At 60.9% G+C, this 16,978-nt stretch carries 13 protein-coding genes; 9 read left to right on the forward strand and 4 right to left on the reverse strand.

Annotated elements, in window-relative coordinates:
- Positions 1-60: 60 nt before the first annotated feature.
- Together SP6_RS16860 and SP6_RS16865 are read right to left on the reverse strand one after the other, a co-directional pair.
- Positions 61-1,383, reverse strand: a complete 1,323-nt coding sequence (locus SP6_RS16860; RefSeq protein ID WP_232254014.1) for an MFS transporter — start codon at positions 1,381-1,383, stop codon at positions 61-63.
- On the reverse strand, positions 1,380-2,081 hold the full coding sequence (locus SP6_RS16865; protein WP_232254016.1) for a substrate-binding domain-containing protein: 702 nt from the start codon (positions 2,079-2,081) through the stop codon (positions 1,380-1,382). Before SP6_RS16865 ends, SP6_RS16860 begins: the two co-directional genes overlap by 4 nt.
- Before the next feature lie 315 nt (positions 2,082-2,396).
- Between SP6_RS16865 and SP6_RS16870 the strand changes: the two genes are divergently transcribed.
- Positions 2,397-3,644, forward strand: a complete 1,248-nt coding sequence (locus SP6_RS16870) for a cation:dicarboxylate symporter family transporter (protein WP_128130685.1) — start codon at positions 2,397-2,399, stop codon at positions 3,642-3,644.
- Here the strand turns inward: SP6_RS16870 and SP6_RS16875 are convergent.
- A complete protein-coding gene (locus tag SP6_RS16875) occupies positions 3,606-4,508 on the reverse strand; it encodes a LysR family transcriptional regulator (RefSeq protein ID WP_042469385.1) in 903 nt (300 codons plus the stop codon). The two genes, SP6_RS16870 and SP6_RS16875, sit on opposite strands and share 39 nt — an antisense overlap.
- 133 nt (positions 4,509-4,641) lie before the next feature.
- On the opposite strand from SP6_RS16875, the gene SP6_RS21065 reads away from it, so the two are divergent.
- The 8 genes from SP6_RS21065 to SP6_RS16905 all read left to right on the forward strand — a co-directional run bounded on the left by SP6_RS21065 (position 4,642) and on the right by SP6_RS16905 (position 15,361).
- Complete coding sequence (locus SP6_RS21065; RefSeq protein WP_128130686.1) at positions 4,642-4,929, forward strand: hypothetical protein; 288 nt, start codon at positions 4,642-4,644, stop codon at positions 4,927-4,929.
- An 830-nt stretch (positions 4,930-5,759) separates the two neighbouring features.
- Positions 5,760-7,433, forward strand: coding sequence for an RNA-directed DNA polymerase (locus SP6_RS20530; RefSeq protein ID WP_082052550.1), 1,674 nt, complete (start codon positions 5,760-5,762; stop codon positions 7,431-7,433).
- Entirely contained in the window at positions 7,430-8,974 is a 1,545-nt protein-coding gene (locus SP6_RS20535) for a DNA polymerase (protein ID WP_156146126.1), read from the forward strand. The genes SP6_RS20530 and SP6_RS20535 overlap by 4 nt, the downstream gene beginning before the upstream one ends.
- Before the next feature lie 1,466 nt (positions 8,975-10,440).
- The gene (locus tag SP6_RS16885) at positions 10,441-10,959 is read left to right on the forward strand and encodes a glycosyltransferase family protein (RefSeq protein WP_232254018.1); all 519 of its coding nucleotides are present in this window, start codon (positions 10,441-10,443) and stop codon (positions 10,957-10,959) included.
- Between the two features lie 257 nt (positions 10,960-11,216).
- Entirely contained in the window at positions 11,217-11,921 is a 705-nt protein-coding gene (locus SP6_RS16890; RefSeq protein ID WP_130120054.1) for a hypothetical protein, read from the forward strand.
- Positions 11,922-11,967: 46 nt separating this feature from the next.
- On the forward strand, positions 11,968-12,882 hold the full coding sequence (locus SP6_RS16895; protein ID WP_007405261.1) for a sulfite exporter TauE/SafE family protein: 915 nt from the start codon (positions 11,968-11,970) through the stop codon (positions 12,880-12,882).
- A 41-nt stretch (positions 12,883-12,923) separates the two neighbouring features.
- Positions 12,924-13,643, forward strand: coding sequence for a TIGR02186 family protein (locus SP6_RS16900; protein ID WP_170170810.1), 720 nt, complete (start codon positions 12,924-12,926; stop codon positions 13,641-13,643).
- Positions 13,644-13,714: 71 nt separating this feature from the next.
- On the forward strand, positions 13,715-15,361 hold the full coding sequence (locus SP6_RS16905) for an ATP-binding protein (RefSeq protein ID WP_007405209.1): 1,647 nt from the start codon (positions 13,715-13,717) through the stop codon (positions 15,359-15,361).
- A gap of 41 nt (positions 15,362-15,402) precedes the next feature.
- On the opposite strand, the gene SP6_RS16910 is transcribed toward SP6_RS16905, so the two are convergent.
- Positions 15,403-16,878, reverse strand: a complete 1,476-nt coding sequence (locus SP6_RS16910; RefSeq protein WP_042469387.1) for a M23 family metallopeptidase — start codon at positions 16,876-16,878, stop codon at positions 15,403-15,405.
- Positions 16,879-16,978 lie beyond the last annotated feature (100 nt).

Here is a 16,978-nt window from a genome sequence, read left to right on the forward strand (position 1 = left end):
CCGCCGCCTCATCTTGGGTCACCGCACCCGCCCGTCCGGGTCGCGGCGACCGGTACGCCCTTAGTTGGCCTCGCGCCTGATCAGGCGCGATCCGATGATCAGCGCTAGCAGTGACAGCAGGGCGGCGGCAGCGCACCATGCGCCAGGGATCGCTTTGTCGCCCGTTGCCCCGATCAGCGCGGTGCTGATCGCCGGGGTGAAGCCACCGAAGATCGCAGTCGCCAGGCTATAGGCCAGACTGAAACCGACGGTACGGACATGCGCCGGAATGACCTCAGTCAGATAGACGATGAACGCGCCATTATAGGTGGCGTAGATGGCGGCGAGCAGCAGCTCGACCGTCAGCAGCCGTCCGAAGCTGGGCGCGGCGACCAGCCAGCTCATCAGCGGATAGGCAAGCAACGCGCCGAGGACCGTCGCGGTGATCAGTAGCGGTCGACGTCCTATCCGATCGGACAATGCACCCATGACCGGAAGCAACACGAAGTTGGTCACGCCCACGCATGCGGTGACGAACAGCGCCGAACCCGGCGTCAGCGACAGGACCTTGTTGCCGAAGGTCGGGGTATAGGCGGTGATCATGTAGAAGAAGACGGTCGTCATCACGGCCATCAGCGCACCTTGGAGCACGACACCCCAATTGCCGCCGATGGTCCGGATGATCTGCGATAGCTGGGGATGCTCCTTGCGCTGCAGGAAGACTTCGGTCTCTTCCATGTGACGGCGGATGACGAACAGGAACGGGATCATCACGCAACCGATGATAAACGGAATGCGCCAGCCCCAGGCCTGCATCGTGACGGGATCGAGACTGCTCGACACGACGAGCCCGATCAGCGCGGCGAAGACCACCGCCGCCTGTTGGCTGGCCGACTGCCACGAACAGAAAAAGCCCTTCTTGTCGGGCGGTGCGATCTCGTTGAGGTAGACCGACACGCCGCCAACCTCGACGCCCGCCGACAGGCCTTGCACCAGCCGACCGAGCAGGATGATGACCGGCGCCGCGACACCGATCTGGGCATATGTCGGCGTGGCGGCAATCGCGAGCGTACCGAACGCCATCAGGCCGAGCGTCAGCAGCAATCCCTGCCGCCGCCCATGCTTGTCGATATAGGCCCCCAGCACCAGCGCACCGACCGGGCGCATCAGGAAGCCCGCGCCGAAGGTCATCAGGGTGAGCATCAGCGACGCGAAATCACTCCCCGTCGGAAAGAACGCCTTAGAGATGTAGGTGGCGTAATAACCGAATACCATGAAGTCGAACATCTCTAGGAAGTTGCCGCTGGCGACGATGAAGATCGACTTGAATGCCGACTTGCGGCGTGCATCGGAAACGGAGGCCACTGCGGGAGCAGCGGCCGGAGTAGCGATTGCCTGCGTCATGGCTTGGCCTTTTGGAATGCGGGTTCCAGTCCGCTTTCGCGGATCATCGGACGGGCTTTGGCCGAGGCAAGATAGGCGATCAGCGCCTTGGCCTCGGTTTGATGCGGGGAATAGGCGACGACGCCCGCGGAGAAAGGCGTGACCTTCTGGAGCGAAGCGGGAAGCAGACCAACGATGCGGATGCCCTGGACCGGTTTCAATTCGCTCAATTGCTGAAAGCCGATCTCGGCCTGGCCTTGCGCAACGATACGACCGACAGGCGTGGCGGGGATCATCCGCCCCTTGGGACGAACCTGATCGGCGATGCCCAGCTTATCGAGCATCGTCGACTGGATATAGACGCCCGACGCGCTGTCGGACCAGGCGACCGACTTGGCATGGATCAGCGTGTCGCGGACCGCGTCCGGTGTGCTGATGTTCGGAACTGGCGCGCCCGCCTTCACGGCGACCGCGATCTTGGACAGGCCGAGATCGGTCACCGTGCCGGCAGTCACGGTGCCGGCATGGGCCAGCTTGTCGAGGCCACTGCGCGCCAGGATAACGACGTCCGCATCCTCATGTCGAGCAAGCCGGGCGGGGATCGCCTGCGGCGTGTCGCCCATCGACGGCCCATGTTCGGTAATGATATGGACGCCCGTTTCGCGCTCGTACTGCTTGGCGAGCGCAGCGAACGCCGTGGTGAAGCCGCCCGAGGTCACGACGTGAAGCTCATGTACCGCGGCTGGCCTGGTATCCCGCGCGAAGGACGGACCGGTCAGCGTCGCAAGGCTTAGCAGTAGCGCCGTTCGGAGGGCTAAGGGTCGTACGCAGTATGGCGCAACCCCTACCCTGGGCGCAAATCTCTCAAATCTCATCGAAACACCTCTCGTCCGCCCCGCTTTGACGCGGGTTCTCTGTTCGGGGGAGGCTTGAGCCGCCACGCCTTGCGCGCCAATAAGCATCACTGGTGGCCATCCGATCAAATGCAATGATCGGTACGTCTTATGCGTTAGGCGCATAATTAGGAGAGTAGCGTGCGCCTGTTCCGTCATCTGTACGTTCAGATGCTGCTGGGTATCATGGCGGGGACGGCGATCGGATATCTCGCCCCCGCCTTCGGGCGCGACCTCGGACCTTTAGGGATCGCCTTCGTCAAGGCGATGCGGATGATGGTGCCGCCGGTCCTGTTCTGCACCGTCGTTGAGGGGATCGTCCGGCACGGGGCCGCGCGTGACACCGGCACGACGGTGCTTCGCAGTCTGATCGTCTTCCTGGGCATAACAATTGTGGCGCTGGGCATGGGACTGGCCGTGACGCTGGTCATGCAGCCCGGTCGCGGACTCCCCCTTCCACCTTATGGCGATGCCGCTGGCGAGTTGCAGCGCCAACTCGCGGGGAAGCACGTCACCGGCCCAGGTGATTTCCTAGTTCGGATGGTCCCCGATACGCTATTTTCTGCGTTCACCGCAGGCGATGTCCTGCCGGTGCTGTTCGTCGCGGGGCTTGTCGGCTTCGGGCTGCTGCGTATCGGCGAGGTCGGCGCGCCGATCGTGCGCGGGATAGAGGCGCTGACGCGGTTGCAGTTCGCGATCTTCGGCTTCCTGATCCGCGCCGCCCCGGTCGGGGCGTTCGGTGCCATCGCCTATACCGTCGGCACCTATGGCATCGGCTTCATCGGTTCGCTCGGCCTCTTGTTGGCCACGCTCGCGACGGCATGCGGTGGACTGATCGTCGCCCTCATCCTCGCCGTGCGGATTGCGACGGGACTGAGCGGCGGCACGTTGCTGCGCACCTTCCGCGACGAAATTCTGATCGTCCTCGGCACATCATCGACCGAGGTCGTTCTGCCCCGCCTGATCGAGAAACTGGAGGGGCTGGGCTGTCCCCGCAGTATCGTCGGGCTAACCATACCGCTCGGCTATTCCCTCAACCTGGCGGGTACGGCCGTCTATCTGATCGTCGCGACCCTGTTTCTGGGCGAGGCGCTGAACGTCGCCCTCTCGCCCGAGCGCATCCTGGTCTATCTGAGTGTCATGCTGATCACGTCGAAGGCTGCGGCAGGGGTGACCGGCAGTGGCTTTTCGGCGCTGCTGCTTACCCTGTCGCTCCTTCCCGACATACCGGTCGGGGCCGCCGCGATGTTGATCGCGATCGACCGCTTCCTGTCCGAAATTCGGGCCCTGACGAGCGGAACGGCCAACGTCGCGGCGTCGCTCCTCGTTACCCGGTGGAGCGGCAGGCGGCTATCCATTGCCCCAGGCAGCGGCGAGCAACGCCATTAACCTCGAAGCCGTCGGCGACAATGGCGCCGCGGCGCGCCGCAATACGCCGATCGTCCTCACCACTTCCGCCCCCTTCAGAGGCCGCCACACGAGATCACGCGCATCGGGCCCCTGACAGGCAAGTTGCGGCAGCACCGACTGCCCCAGCCCAGCCTGCACAAGTGCGAGCGCGGACGTCAGACGCGTCACCTCATAGAACCAGCGTAAATCGATGCCGGCACGCGCCAGTCCGGCATCGAGCGTCGTTCGATTCCCACTGCCCATGTGAACCGTTACGAGCCGCAAATCGCTCAGGTCGGACCAACTGGGGTCGGGCAGATCCGCAAGCGGATCGTCGCGGCGGCAAACCAGCCCATAGGGATCGTCCGTCAAAGGCTCGAAGCTAAGGTCGCCATCGGATGTCACCAGCAATGTGATGCCGAATTCCGCCTCACCGGTCCGAACCGCTTCGGCGCATTCGGTGGCGGATAGATCGAGTACCCGGACACGTACATTGCGATACTCGCGTCCGAATAGTTCGAGCACCTCTGGCAAGAAACGAACGGTCGCACTCGGGATACTGGCTATCGTCAGTCGGCCAGCTTGCCTTTCGCCCAACGCCATCAGGCCAAGAAGCGACGTGTCGAGTTCCTCAAGCAAGCGACGCAATAACGGGACGACCTCCTCCCCGGCTGGGGTCAGCCTCACATTACGGGTCGTACGTTCCAGCAACGCCGTGCCGACCGTCAGCTCCAGCTTCTGGATACGACGGCTGATCGCGGGCTGAGATAGATTCAGCTGATCCGCTGCGCGCTGAAAGCTTTTCCCATCGGCGATCGCAATGATGGCCCGCAGATCGAGTATTTCGCAGTTCAGAGGAACCATGACCTGTCCGTCAGCTGAAATTGGCAAAATCGCAAGGTGAGAATCATCCCGTGGCCTCACGACCGCAAACATCGTCCCAAATCGAGCTGGGAACCGAGATCAGTCGGTAAAGGAATACAAAAAGGGGTCGAGCATGCCGCACCGCCTGAACGGACGTCAGCTTGTCCGCGATCGCTGCTCGAAAGCGGTCATTCCGCTTCCCACCAGCGGCGGGCGTTCGAGCTTCCTGCCCTCACCGCTGAACGAACGGCAGCTTACCCCGGTGGGTCGCCTGAAAGCGGACAGGCCGCTTCCCACCAATAGCGGACATTTCATTGCGATGGATGGCGGTGTGCCGAGGGGGCTAGCGATGGCTCTCGGCGAACCCTTCATTACCGCAACCATGGAAGGTGCCCGCCAAAGGCCAGAAGTCCTGCGTTGAATTAGGTCAACCTAGATTAATCTGCGGATATGTTCGTCCGGCACTCTGTTTGATGGCGATGCCAACATACTCCATCGAAATACGTGATGACCGGCCGGAGCAACCCGATGCTTTCGAAGCGCCTGACTTTGAACATGCGCTTGCGATACTAGCCCGAGTCGCTGGAGAAAGCCTGATTGGTCAGAGCCTAGGAAAGGCTGGCGATCCACTTTTCTGGAACTTTGACTTGATGGATGAGCGAGGTTTGATTCTGTACTCCCTTTCGATTCAGGGTTTTCAATCAGCGGCAATGGGACGGCTCCGTTAAGGTGCTCGGAAGCGGCCGTTCCGCTCCCACCAACAGCGTTCCCCAAAGCGGTCAGCCCCCTTACCCAATCGATAGCGGCTATTTCATTGCGATGGATGGCGGTGTGCCGAGGGGGCTAGCGATGGCTCTCGACGAACCCTTCGTTACCGCAATACCCGTTTTTCATCCAAAGCGGACAGGCCGCTTACGCCCAATTGCGGCCATTCCAAGCTGGCGAGCGCGCGCCCTAGAAATGGCCGATTAACGAATCTCAGGTCTGGAGCTGGGACGCGAGGTTATTTGCCCCTCACGCGGAGTCGGCTGCCGACCCTAACCAGACGCTCAGCACTCAACTATAGCTCTCTGGGTGCGGAAGGTCAGCTATTCCGGCTGATCCCAACCGTCGGGCCACTCATTCCCCAATATGGTTGAAACAACATCGGCATGCTGTGTGAAAAGCTCCACGCGCACCAAAAGCTCCATATTCCGTATTCACGCTTCGAGAGTTATGGGACATTAGTAGGCAGACGGCGGCGTGGGGCTTATGGATCTAGAAGCGAAAAAAGAGCTGTTTGCAACTGGACAAGTTTTCGGCTTTCCCGTGGACCTTCCAGCCGTCCTTTCACAATTGCAGCAAGACATGCGGGACGATTGGTATAGTGATGCATTAGCGTATGCGGATATTTTCTCTGACCAGATTTACATCGCAGATGTTATTTTGGGCGCACTAAACACTTGGGGTGGAGTTTACATCGGCGACAAGAGGGTCTTGAGGCCGATTCCTAAGAAGCATTTCTCAGAGAGATACTCTCTCGAAACAGATTTTTTTGATCGATTCGTTTATCAAGCCATTTGTTCATTTTTGCTCCCAGAGCTCGATCACGTACTATCGCACCGGGTCTTGAGCTATCGTTTCAATCGAGACGGCGGAGATGAGAAATACTTATTCCGCAATAAGATCAACAAGTGGCTTGATTATGAGGGGCTAACCTACCGGTTTGTAGGAAATAAAGGCGCTCTTGCGGTCACAGATATCAGTAATTTCTTTGAGAATGTATCCTCATCTCATGTTATAGAATCGATAAATTCTGCAATAGACAGGGTTCATGCGCCTGGGGTTAAAAAAGGCCAGATGCGCGCCGCAGCACGTCTACTTGCGACGCTCTTTAATCGCTGGACGCTAACGGGCCATTTCGGCCTACCGCAAAACAGAGACTGCTCTTCATTTCTCTCCAATGTACTTCTAAGTTCAGTTGACTTCGAAATGCAATATAGGGGATTTGACTATTACAGATATGTCGACGATATTCGAATCGTATGTACAGATGAGCACGAAGCGCGCAAATCGCTGCAGGTCTTGATTTCGCTCCTCCGAGAAGTTGGAATGAATATTAATGCCACTAAAACCGCCGTCTTGAAGCATGATAGCGGTAGTGCATCGATCGACAAGTTTTTTCCTTCACAAAATCAGTTGGTCTTAGCGATAGCAAGCATGTGGAAGTCTCGCAGTCGGCGAGTTTTTATAAGATCTGTTGAATATGTTGTGCAAATTCTGCGTGAATGTCTCTCTGAAGGCGAAACGCAATCGAGGACATTTAGATTTGCCGTGAACCGATTGAGCCAGTTGGTCGAAGCAGGCCTGTTCGAAGTAGATAGTGATGACGGTGTTAAGCTGTTGCAGTACGCCTTAAACTCTCTAAATGAAGATGCTGTTTCCTCCGATCAGATATGCAAACTCATCGACGCGCTTCATCCAGAAGATGACTTTCTGGATAAAATTTCTAGTTTTCTGCAAAATCGCAAGTTATGTATTCACGACTGGCAAAACCATAAATTATGGCTACTGCTTGCGGGAAGGCGTTTTGATTCTGAGGAACTTCGGTCGCTAGCCCACGAAATTCTCCATAAGGATCCGACCACCGGCGAAGCCTCAGCGGTTATGATTTGGCTTCAGTCCATCAACTTTTTGGACCCCATTGAGGCTATTTTAGACAAGTTTAACAAAAGTTGGCCGTATCAAAATCAGCGTTACTTCCTAATCGCCGCTTCTGGTCTTTCCGCGAGTAAGCACAAGGCCTTACATGGCAGCGTTCTAGATAAAGTTTTGGGAACGTCCCGTCGCTCAAAGAAAGCCTATCGCGAAGATGGTGTAGCGCTTGCCAAGCGCGAGCGACCAAGTTTTGCGGCCCTTTATGAAGATATTAAGGAGTACCCTTGACTTTCGCCACGTTCACGTTCGTCCGAAATTTCTCAGATGAGAAAAAATCTCGCTTTTTCATCACAGATCGTAACGGGTTTCGTGAAGTGCCGGCTGCTGAGGTTTTGGCTCACAGCGGATTGCTGATCTGCCATGACTTCTGGATGATCGCGCGAGATTTATATTTATTATGCGGAAATATTCCTAAAAGCATAGTTGATTTGGATGATTTAAATATCATCGCCTCTCGCGATCCAGACGTTAGGCGTAGGAGAGAAAAATTCGACATTGTTGATCGCATGTCGAATTTTTTTTCACGTGGCGAAAATGTGCTGCGACCGTATAAAAAAATGCTGTACCAAGAGGTTGAAGTTGAAGCTTCAGTGCAGAAGGATTTTCACGAGCTTCTTTTAGAGTATTATATTGAGCTTTGTCGGCGAGCCATTCTTAACGGAGAGCGCGACAGATTTTTTGATGTTGAAGTGCCATGCGCAAACTTGTGCGCTGAAATATCAAGTAAAGGCTTGCGAATTAATAGTGAGCGTGTGTCTAATAATAGACAATTGATAGCACACGATTACTACCAGTCCATTGTAAAAATATCTGATGAATTTGATATTCCTCTCGAGGTCCCTTCTGAAGGGGATCATGCGCGATATGCGCAACGGCTCAATGTGGACCTAGAGGAATACAGCCTCGATTTTGCGATGAGTTATCTTCCGCAAATGAAGGCGTATTCAGATTTGGTAAAACGCGTGAGAGACCTCTCACTCGCGCGCGACGTTCTTAATGGCATGCCATTAAGAAGCGGGCGAGTATTTCCAATTGTCGATACCCAAGGATCCCGAACATCACGAATTGCTGTCCGCTCACCCTTCTTGCAAAGCCTTCCCAGACGTTACCGTGACGTGATCTGCCCCGACCAAGGCAAATCGCTTTGTTATGTCGATTTTGACCAATTTGAAGTTGGGATCATGGCAGCACTTTCCAATGATCCAATCCTTCATGCTCTCTTCGCAGAAGAGGATATGTACGAGAGTTTTCGTATTGCAAAGCTTGGAGGGCAAGGTGCCAGAAGTGGAGCAAAGATCCTATTTCTGGCGTATGCATATGGCATGAAAAAACATGATTTACCAATCATCGGCACTAAATTTGGATTTGAACGAGCCGTTGTCAGGGATGCTTTCAGGTCGTTTGGCGTGTACGAAAAATGGAAAAATTCACGTATAGAAGAATTCGAAGAGGTGGGATACGTCTCCACTAGTCTTGGCAATCGCTTTTATTATCAGGGATCGAAGCCGACACGCAAGGAAAAACTGTCTGCTGTAAGCCAGATAGTTCAGGGCGAAGGCTCTCTCATATTTAAGAAAACTCTTCTCAAAGTTGACGAAAACGACGATGTGGAAATGTTGCTTCCGATGCATGACGCTCTTCTTTTTCAGCACAGCGACCCTGCTACTCCAGAGCTTGTAGTGAATGCCTTTAAGGAAACGATGACGCAGCATTTTGGTGGTGCAGTGCAGGGCAAGGCTTCGATTGAATCATTCTCTGGCGAAAAATAAAGATTATCATACATCTGAAGCGGCGGCTCTCGCCGCGTGACGATCCAAACCCGACTGTCGCGAAGGTCCCAGACCCAGCGTAATCTGAACGTCCGCTTCAAAGCGTGCTATTTCCGCCGTCAAGCGGCTCGGATGGGCGTAAAGCGGCCTGTTGATCGCGCCATGGGAAATGTCCGCTTGCCACCCATCGACAGACGCTTGAGGCCCCTGCCCCGCCTACTGAACCAAAGTCTGCTTTCCGCGATCGGTACCTGACAGCGGACATACTGCTCGCAAAACGGCGTGGGCTCCGAAAGGCTCGGGTAGCACTACTTGCCCCTGCCTCGCCGTCACCATGCGCGCCATTCTGCGCGACGGCACCTCGTTCAAGGTCTCAGATGCGGTAGACTCATCTTGCCAGCTGTGATGCGCTCCAGCTGACCCGATAGGGATGTCCTGCGAGGGAGCGCAAGGGACGGACGATCTGCGAAGATTACAAGATAGGCTGCTAAGCCCGCTTTCTGTCAATTCAACGTCTGGCCTTGTGAAACCTGATATAGCACCACCGACCCACAAGTCGGCGAAAGCAGAAACATTTTTGGGACCTTCAAGGGACAACCGCCAAGCGATCACAAACTTCAGATCCTCATCCTAAAGGCTAGTAGCTGCGCGCACTCTTCGCGGCTTTCTCATCGCCTTTCGGCGCTCGTGGCGATTATCGGTCGGCACCCTTGCGTGCTCTGCAGTCAACACAGAACAAGTCTTTTTCATCACATTGACGATAGCCATACCCCCCTCACCATACGCCGCCGTCATTAGTATCGCTATAGCTGGCTCAAGAGATACCTCTTGTGATGCACAAAACTCGTTGAGAATATCCGTAGCGTGTGCGAGCAATTGAATGGTAGAAACTGCCGCATTATCTTTTATTGGCATAGTGTTCCCTCCAAATACTTAGAGGCGGCCCGACGTAAGCCGGGCGTTGGAAACCCTGCGCTAGGACAAGGCGCTGCCGCCTTTGGGCAAGCCTTGGACATGCGCGACAGCCGCCCGGCCAAATGACTTGACCGGACCTAGCGACTGTCGAGGTTTCCATGCCTCACGGATGGGATTGACCATGCCGCGTCAGCTGCGTTGCAGAGCGCAAGCCGGTTCGCAAGGGGCAATGCCCAAGATACGAGGCGCTACCCCCTATGCAGTACGATCACCAGTGCGCACCGTCCGAGCGCTCTGCGCCGCTGGCTGCCGAAGCAACGTGAGCAGACACGCATTGCAAGAAATCGAAAGAGTTTGGGTGACGTCAGTAACCCGATAAGCCACAAATTATGCAGAGCCAAAAGCCAGCAAAGGCAAGGAACTTGTTGGGTCTATTAATCGATCTGCACATAACGGCTTAGTTTGCATAATATGAACTGGGCCTGCGCATCGCCGAGCTGGGCGGCGAAGGGCTGTTCGCGCGGGTCGCGGACGGGACGCGCGGCGGCGTCGTGGCGGTGCGGGCCTTCTTCCCCGCCGATCTGGTATCCGCCGTGCGACAAAAGGCGCGGTGGATGACGGGCATCGCGCTGATCGGATGGGATCGCACCGGCTGGGCACGACCGATGGCGCTGGGCGACCATTGGTGGCGACTGCGGGATCGGCGCGGGCCGCTCGCCATGCTGGTGCTTGCGGCGGCCTATCTGGGGCTGTTTGCCGATGCGACCGCGATTTTCGTGCGGTGGATCGTCGATGTGCCGATCCCACCAATCCCATCGGCTCTGTTGTGGCTGTTCGCGGTCAACACGATGCTGCTCTGGTGGCGACTGGTGATGCGGATGGTCTTTACCGGGCGCGCTTATGGCTGGCGCGAGGCGCTATGGTCTTTGCCGCGCTTCGTCATCGGCAATTTTGTCGCGCTGGCGGCCGCCCCGCGCGCGCTGATCCGCTATGTCTTCGTGCTGCGCGGCCGACCGGCGGTGTGGGACAAGACGCGGCATCATTTCCCGGACCTGTCGACCCAGCCATGAGCGGACGGCCGATCCGGTTCCTGGGCGGCGTGATCGGCCTATGGACGCTCGGGCGGATCGCGTTCCTTCTGCCAGTCGGGACCGCACCGGCATCGGTCGCGAAGGTGTTGAAAAGCCCAAGGCCGAAGCTGTCCGTCGCGCCATTGGCCGCCCCCATCACCATGCGCGGCATTGCGATGCCCTCACCGCCCGCTGCCATGGCATCACCGCCGATAGCTCCAAAGTCTGTGCCGCTTGCCCGGGCACCATTGCAACCGGTGTCGACTGCCAACCCGCCCGACGCATCGCCATCGCTCCCGTTCTGGCCCGATCCCCTATTGGCCCTGCCCGATCCGCCCATCGCACCCGCGCGGTGGAGCGGCAGCGCCTGGGCGATCCTGCGCCAAGGGAGCAGCGCGCTGCTGCCCGGGGGACAATTGGGCGGAACGCAGGCCGGGATACGTATCCTGCGCCGGATCGACCGCGACGGGAGGCTGTCGGCCAGCTTGCGCCTGTCCGCGCCGCTGGAGGGCGTGGGGCGCGAAATGGCGGTCGGGATCGACTGGCGCCCCTCGGCCCGCCTGGCCATCCGGCTGCTGGTCGAGCAACGCATTGCCCTGGATGAGGGGCAAGGTGGCCCGGCCGTGCTGGCCGTCTCGGGATTCGGGCCGCGATCCGTTGCACCCGGCATCTCCCTCACCGGCTATGCGCAAGCGGGGGCCGTCGGGCGTACCGCCATCGAGCCCTTTGCCGATGGCGCGATGCGCGCGACCACGGCCCTTGCCCAAGACGTGGATCTGGGACTGGGTCTGTGGGGCGGTGCCCAGCGGGGGGCACAGCGCCTCGACATCGGGCCGACACTGGGTATCGCGCTGCCGGTGGCCGGACGGCGGCTGCGGCTATCGCTAGACTGGCGACAGCGGGTGGCGGGGCAGGCCGCGCCGGGGTCGGGGCCCGCCCTGTCGATCGGCGGTGATTTCTAGGCGGATCGCACTGGTCGGCCCCGCGCACGCGGCTATAACACCGGTCGTGGATCTGTATCTTCCCATCGCCAACCTGTCGGTCAATGCGCTCGTCATCATCGCACTGGGTGCGGGCGTCGGGCTGTTGTCGGGCATGTTCGGGGTGGGTGGTGGTTTCCTGACGACGCCGCTGTTGATCGTCTATGGCATCCCGCCGACCGTCGCCGCCGCCTCGGCCGCCAGCCAGGTGACCGGCGCCAGCGTGTCGGGCGTGTTCGCGCATTGGCAGCGGGGCGGGGTCGATGTGAAGATGGGCGGCGTGCTGGTCGCGGGCGGCATCGTCGGGTCGTTCATCGGCGCCTGGATCTTCCGTCTGCTGCAGGCGAGCGGTCAGATCGATACGGTGATCGCGATCATCTATGTGCTGATGCTCGGCTGGATCGGATTGGTGATGGCGCGCGAGGCGCTGGCCGCGATCATCGCGGCGCGACGCGGCGTGGCGCAAAGAGCCGCGCGGCGGCGGCACCACCCGGTGGTGGCGGCGCTGCCCTTTCGCACCCGCTTCTACGCCTCGGGCATCTATATCTCGCCGTTGGCGCCGCTGTTGCTGGGGATGTTCACCGGCATCCTGACGATCCTGCTCGGCATCGGCGGCGGATTCGTGCTGGTGCCCGCAATGATCTATATCCTGGGCATGGCGACGCGGGTGGTGCTGGGCACCTCGCTGTTCCAGACCTTGTTCGTGACGGCGGCGGCGACGATGGTCCATGCCACCACCACCAAGGCGGTGGACATCGTCCTGGCCGGACTGCTGCTCATCGGATCGGTGACCGGGGCGCAGCTGGGCGCGAAGTTCGCGACGAACGTCAAACCTGAATATCTGCGCCTGGCGCTCGCCGTCATCGTGCTGCTGGTGGGCCTGCGCATCCTGCTCGGCCTGGTCTGGCGGCCCGAGGAAATCTTCACGGTCCAGCTGTCGTGAGGATATTCGCGGTCGCCCTTACCCTGTTGTCGCCGCTGTTGATGGCGCAGGCCAAGCCGGTGCTGGTCCCCGACGTGTCGCAACGGGATATCCAGATCGCCTACAGCTTCACCGGCGCCGAACTGTTGCTGTTCGGTGCGATCCTTTATCCCGGCGGCCGCCCGCCGCGCGATGACAAGCGGACCGATATCGTCGTGGTGGTCAAGGGCCCGACCCAGTCGATCCTGATCCGCGAGAAGGAGAAGATCGCCGGCCTGTGGGTCAATGCCGGGCGGCTGCGCTATCAATCCGCACCGTCCTTCTACGCGATTGCCTCGTCACGGCCGGTTACCCAAATCGTCGACGATCGCACCCGCGCCATCTACGAACTCGGGCTCGACAGTCTGCAGCTTTCCCCCGCTTCCAACGCGCCGGCCGATGTCCAGGCACGGTTCCAGGCCGGGCTGGTCGACCAGCGCCGCCGCGCGGGTCTCTATGTCGAGTCCCCCAACGCGGTCGAGATCACCGATGACGTGCTGTACCGCGCCCGGGTCACCATCCCGGCGCGCGTGCCGGTGGGACGCTTCACCGCCGAGACCTTCCTGATCCGCGACGGCCGCGTTCTGGCGGCGGCGGTGCGCGATATCGACATCCGCAAATCGGGGTTCGAACGCTTCGTCGCGCGCGCCGCCGATCGCGCCGCCATCCCCTATGGCCTGACGGCGGTGGCGCTGTCTGTGCTGCTCGGCTGGGCGGCGGGGTGGATCGCGCGGCGGGTGTAACGGCAGCATATCCTTAAGTTTTCCCGTCTATCGCGGGGGTCAGACAACCCTGACCGTCACGGCCCCGATCCATGTCCTATCCCCTGCCCGTCTTTCCGGACACCCTGGCTTCGTCGCACGATACGCCCGTGATCGGGTGGCTGCTGGCGGTGGGCGGCTCGACGGGGCGCATCGTCCTCGACCGCGAGGCGGTGGCGGCGCTCGCCGGTCAGGACGATCCGGTGCTGGCGGCGGCGGGGCAGGTGGCGATGCCAGTGAAGATCCGGCGCGCGGATCGCTGGATCATCGGCACGATCCGTACCCTGTCGCTCGACCCGTCGAGCGACCCTTCCGCGATACAGACCGAGATCGAGCTGGTCGGCGAAGGCCTGCGCGAGGCGGAAACCGGCGCGCTCCACGGCTTTCGGCGCGGTGTGACCTCCTATCCGCTGCCCGGCGCGACGGTGCATGCGATCACCAATGCCGAACTGGCTGCCATCCATGATCGCCCGACCAGCACCAGCATCAGGATCGGCACCGTCTATCCGGCGCGCAGCGTACCCGCGACGCTCACAGTCGATGCGCTGCTCGGCCGGCATTTCGCGCTGGTCGGCTCGACCGGCACGGGCAAGTCGACCGCGACCGCGCTGATCCTCCACCGCATCTGCGAACTGGCACCGCGCGGCCATGTCGTGATGATCGACCCGCACGGCGAATATGCGACCGCCTTCCGCGCCATCGGCGAGGTGCATGACGTCGGCAATCTGCGCATGCCCTATTGGCTGATGACCTTTGACGAGCATTGCGAGATGCTGTTGTCGGCGAACCACGACGATCGCCAGATCGAGGTCGACATTCTGGCCAAATGCCTGCTCGCCGCCCGCCTGCGCAGCCGGGCCGCCGCCGAGGTGCCGCGAGTCACGGTCGACACGCCCATTCCCTATCTGCTGTCCGACCTGACCAGCGCGCTGAGCCAGGAGATGGGCAAGCTGGAGCGCGCCGGCGACACCGCCCCCTATCTGCGGATCAAGGCCAAGGTCGACGAGATCAAGGGCGATCCCCGCTATGCCTTCATGTTCTCCGGCATGCTGGTCGGCGATACCATGGCCGCGTTCCTGAGCCGCATCCTGCGCATGCCGGGCGACGGGCGGCCGATATCGATCATCGACGTGTCGGGCGTCCCTTCCGAGGTGACGAGCGTCGTCGTCGCGGTGCTGGCGCGGCTGATCTTCGACCAGGCGATCTGGTCGCGACCCGAAGAGCGCCGCCCGGTGCTGATGGTGTGCGAGGAAGCGCATCGCTATATTCCGGCCCGCGCCGAACAAAGCTCGGCCGTCGGCCGAATCCTGTCGCGCATCGCCAAGGAAGGGCGCAAATATGGCGTCTCGCTGGGTCTCGTCACCCAGCGTCCGTCCGACCTGGCCGAGGGCGTGCTGTCGCAATGCGGCACCATCATCGCCATGCGGCTGAACAATGATCGCGACCAGGCCATGGTGCGCTCGGCCATGCCGGAGGGCGGGCGCGGGCTGCTCGACACCATGTCGGCGCTGCGCAATCGCGAGGCGATCCTATGCGGTGAGGGCGTGACCTTTCCGGTCCGGGCCAGCTTCGACAATCTCGAGGACGGCAAACGCCCCGCCTCCGCCGACATGCCGATCACCGCGCTCTGGGCGGACCGGTCACCGGGCGAAGGATCGCTGGCCGAGACCGTGGCACGCTGGCGTTCGGGCGGACGCTAACCCGTCCCCGTCATTGCCATTCAAACGGCCCGAAGGGCGCCTCAGCGCCCCGGCTTCACCGCGAGCAATTGCTGCACCTCGCGGCGGAACGCGCGCAGCTTCGCGCCCGACAGGACCGCGACGCTCGACAGCTTCAAGCTGCGCGGATTGACGGTGACGCCGTTCTTCCACACTTCCCAGTGAAGGTGCGGGCCGGTCGACATGCCGGTCGAGCCGACATAACCGATCACCTGCCCCTGCTTCACCCGCGTGCCCGAGCGGACGGCGAAGCGGCTCATATGCCCATAGCCGCTGGCGATGCCGCCGCCATGCACCAGCTTGACGAAATTTCCATAGCCGCCCGAACGGCCGGCGAACTGGACGACGCCGTCCATGATCGCATGGATGGGCGTGCCATAGCGGGCGCCGATATCGGTGCCCTTATGCATCCGCATGAAGCCCAGGATCGGGTGCATCCGCTTGCCATAGGAGGAGGTGATCCGGCCCGCGACCGGCATGCTCATCCCGCCCTGCCGCTCGCTCTGGCCGTTGACGTCATACCACTCGCCGTCATCCTCGCCGGGCGCCCGCGCCAGCTGCACCTTACGGCCGCCACGGTTCAGCCCGGCATAGAGCAGCCGGCCGAGCCGCGTCTCGCCGGTCGCCGCGCGTTCGCGCTCGATGATCAGGTCGAAACTGTCCGCGCGCTTGACGTCGCGCCCGACCGACAGCCGGCTGGCCAGCGCCTTGATATAGCTTTCGACCACCTTGGCGGGCGCCCCGGCGGCGCGCGCCGACCGGTACAGGCTCGACCCCGCCAGCCCTTGCAGGCGCAGCGGGGTGCGGTCGATCGCGATCGGCTGCTGGGTCATGGTGAACCCCGTGCCGGCGCGGTTCAGCGTCACCGCCAGATCAAACCGCGCGCGCAGCTTCAACTGTTCCAGTGGCCGCGCCACCATCCGGCTGGGCCGCCGGCCGAGCGTCAGCGCGACGCGTGTGCCCGAAGCGATGTCGCCGCCACCGGCCGCCTGTTCGACCAGATCGGCGGCGGTCTTCGCCTGAACCTTGGCGACGCCGGCGCGCTGCAGCACCCGGGCCAGCCGATCACCGGCACCGATGGTGGCGGACAGCTCCATCATCGGCCGCTCGGGCGCCTCGGCCAGATGCACGACCATCTCGTTGGCGGCCATGCGCCGCCCCGTATCGGCACCCAACGCCAGCGGTGCGATCGCCTGGGCCCGGGCATTGTTGCGTACTTCCCCGCTCAGGGGAGCGGGCGAGGCGCCGATGATCGGGCGATGCAGGCCGGGCGCCAGCGCCAAGGTCGTCGCGCACAGCGTGGCGCAGGTGGCCAGCCCCCGCCACCAATCCCGGCTGCCGATCCGCGCGCCCAGATCGGGCACCCAGTCGATCTCTCGCGCGACCTGACGCCATGTCGCGAACCGCCCCGTCGGCACCACCGGCCGAAGGGCACCGCCAAGCGGGCGCGCGGCGGTACCGCCGGAGATATGCAAAGCGTCGTCGGTAGCCAAGAACATGCGGAAAATCGGTGCGTCCGTGAATGTCTTCGATCAGCGTCGCCGATTCCCCCCGGCGCACGCCATGCTGGGTGAAAGCGCAAGGGGTCAAAGTCAAACC

The sequence above is a fragment of the Sphingomonas paucimobilis NBRC 13935 genome (assembly GCF_000739895.2).
In the GTDB taxonomy this organism is placed as follows: Bacteria; Pseudomonadota; Alphaproteobacteria; order Sphingomonadales; family Sphingomonadaceae; genus Sphingomonas; species Sphingomonas paucimobilis.

Coding starts and splice junctions, on each gene's coding strand:
- SP6_RS16860 (WP_232254014.1), bottom strand. CDS start 1,383: ATGACGCAGGCAATCGCTACTCCGGCCGCTGCTCCCGCAGTGGCCTCC.
- SP6_RS16875 (WP_042469385.1), bottom strand. CDS start 4,508: ATGGTTCCTCTGAACTGCGAAATACTCGATCTGCGGGCCATCATTGCG.
- SP6_RS21065 (WP_128130686.1), top strand. CDS start 4,642: ATGCCGCACCGCCTGAACGGACGTCAGCTTGTCCGCGATCGCTGCTCG.
- SP6_RS20530 (WP_082052550.1), top strand. CDS start 5,760: ATGGATCTAGAAGCGAAAAAAGAGCTGTTTGCAACTGGACAAGTTTTC.
- SP6_RS16900 (WP_170170810.1), top strand. CDS start 12,924: ATGGCGCAGGCCAAGCCGGTGCTGGTCCCCGACGTGTCGCAACGGGAT.
- SP6_RS16905 (WP_007405209.1), top strand. CDS start 13,715: ATGTCCTATCCCCTGCCCGTCTTTCCGGACACCCTGGCTTCGTCGCAC.
- SP6_RS16910 (WP_042469387.1), bottom strand. CDS start 16,878: ATGTTCTTGGCTACCGACGACGCTTTGCATATCTCCGGCGGTACCGCC.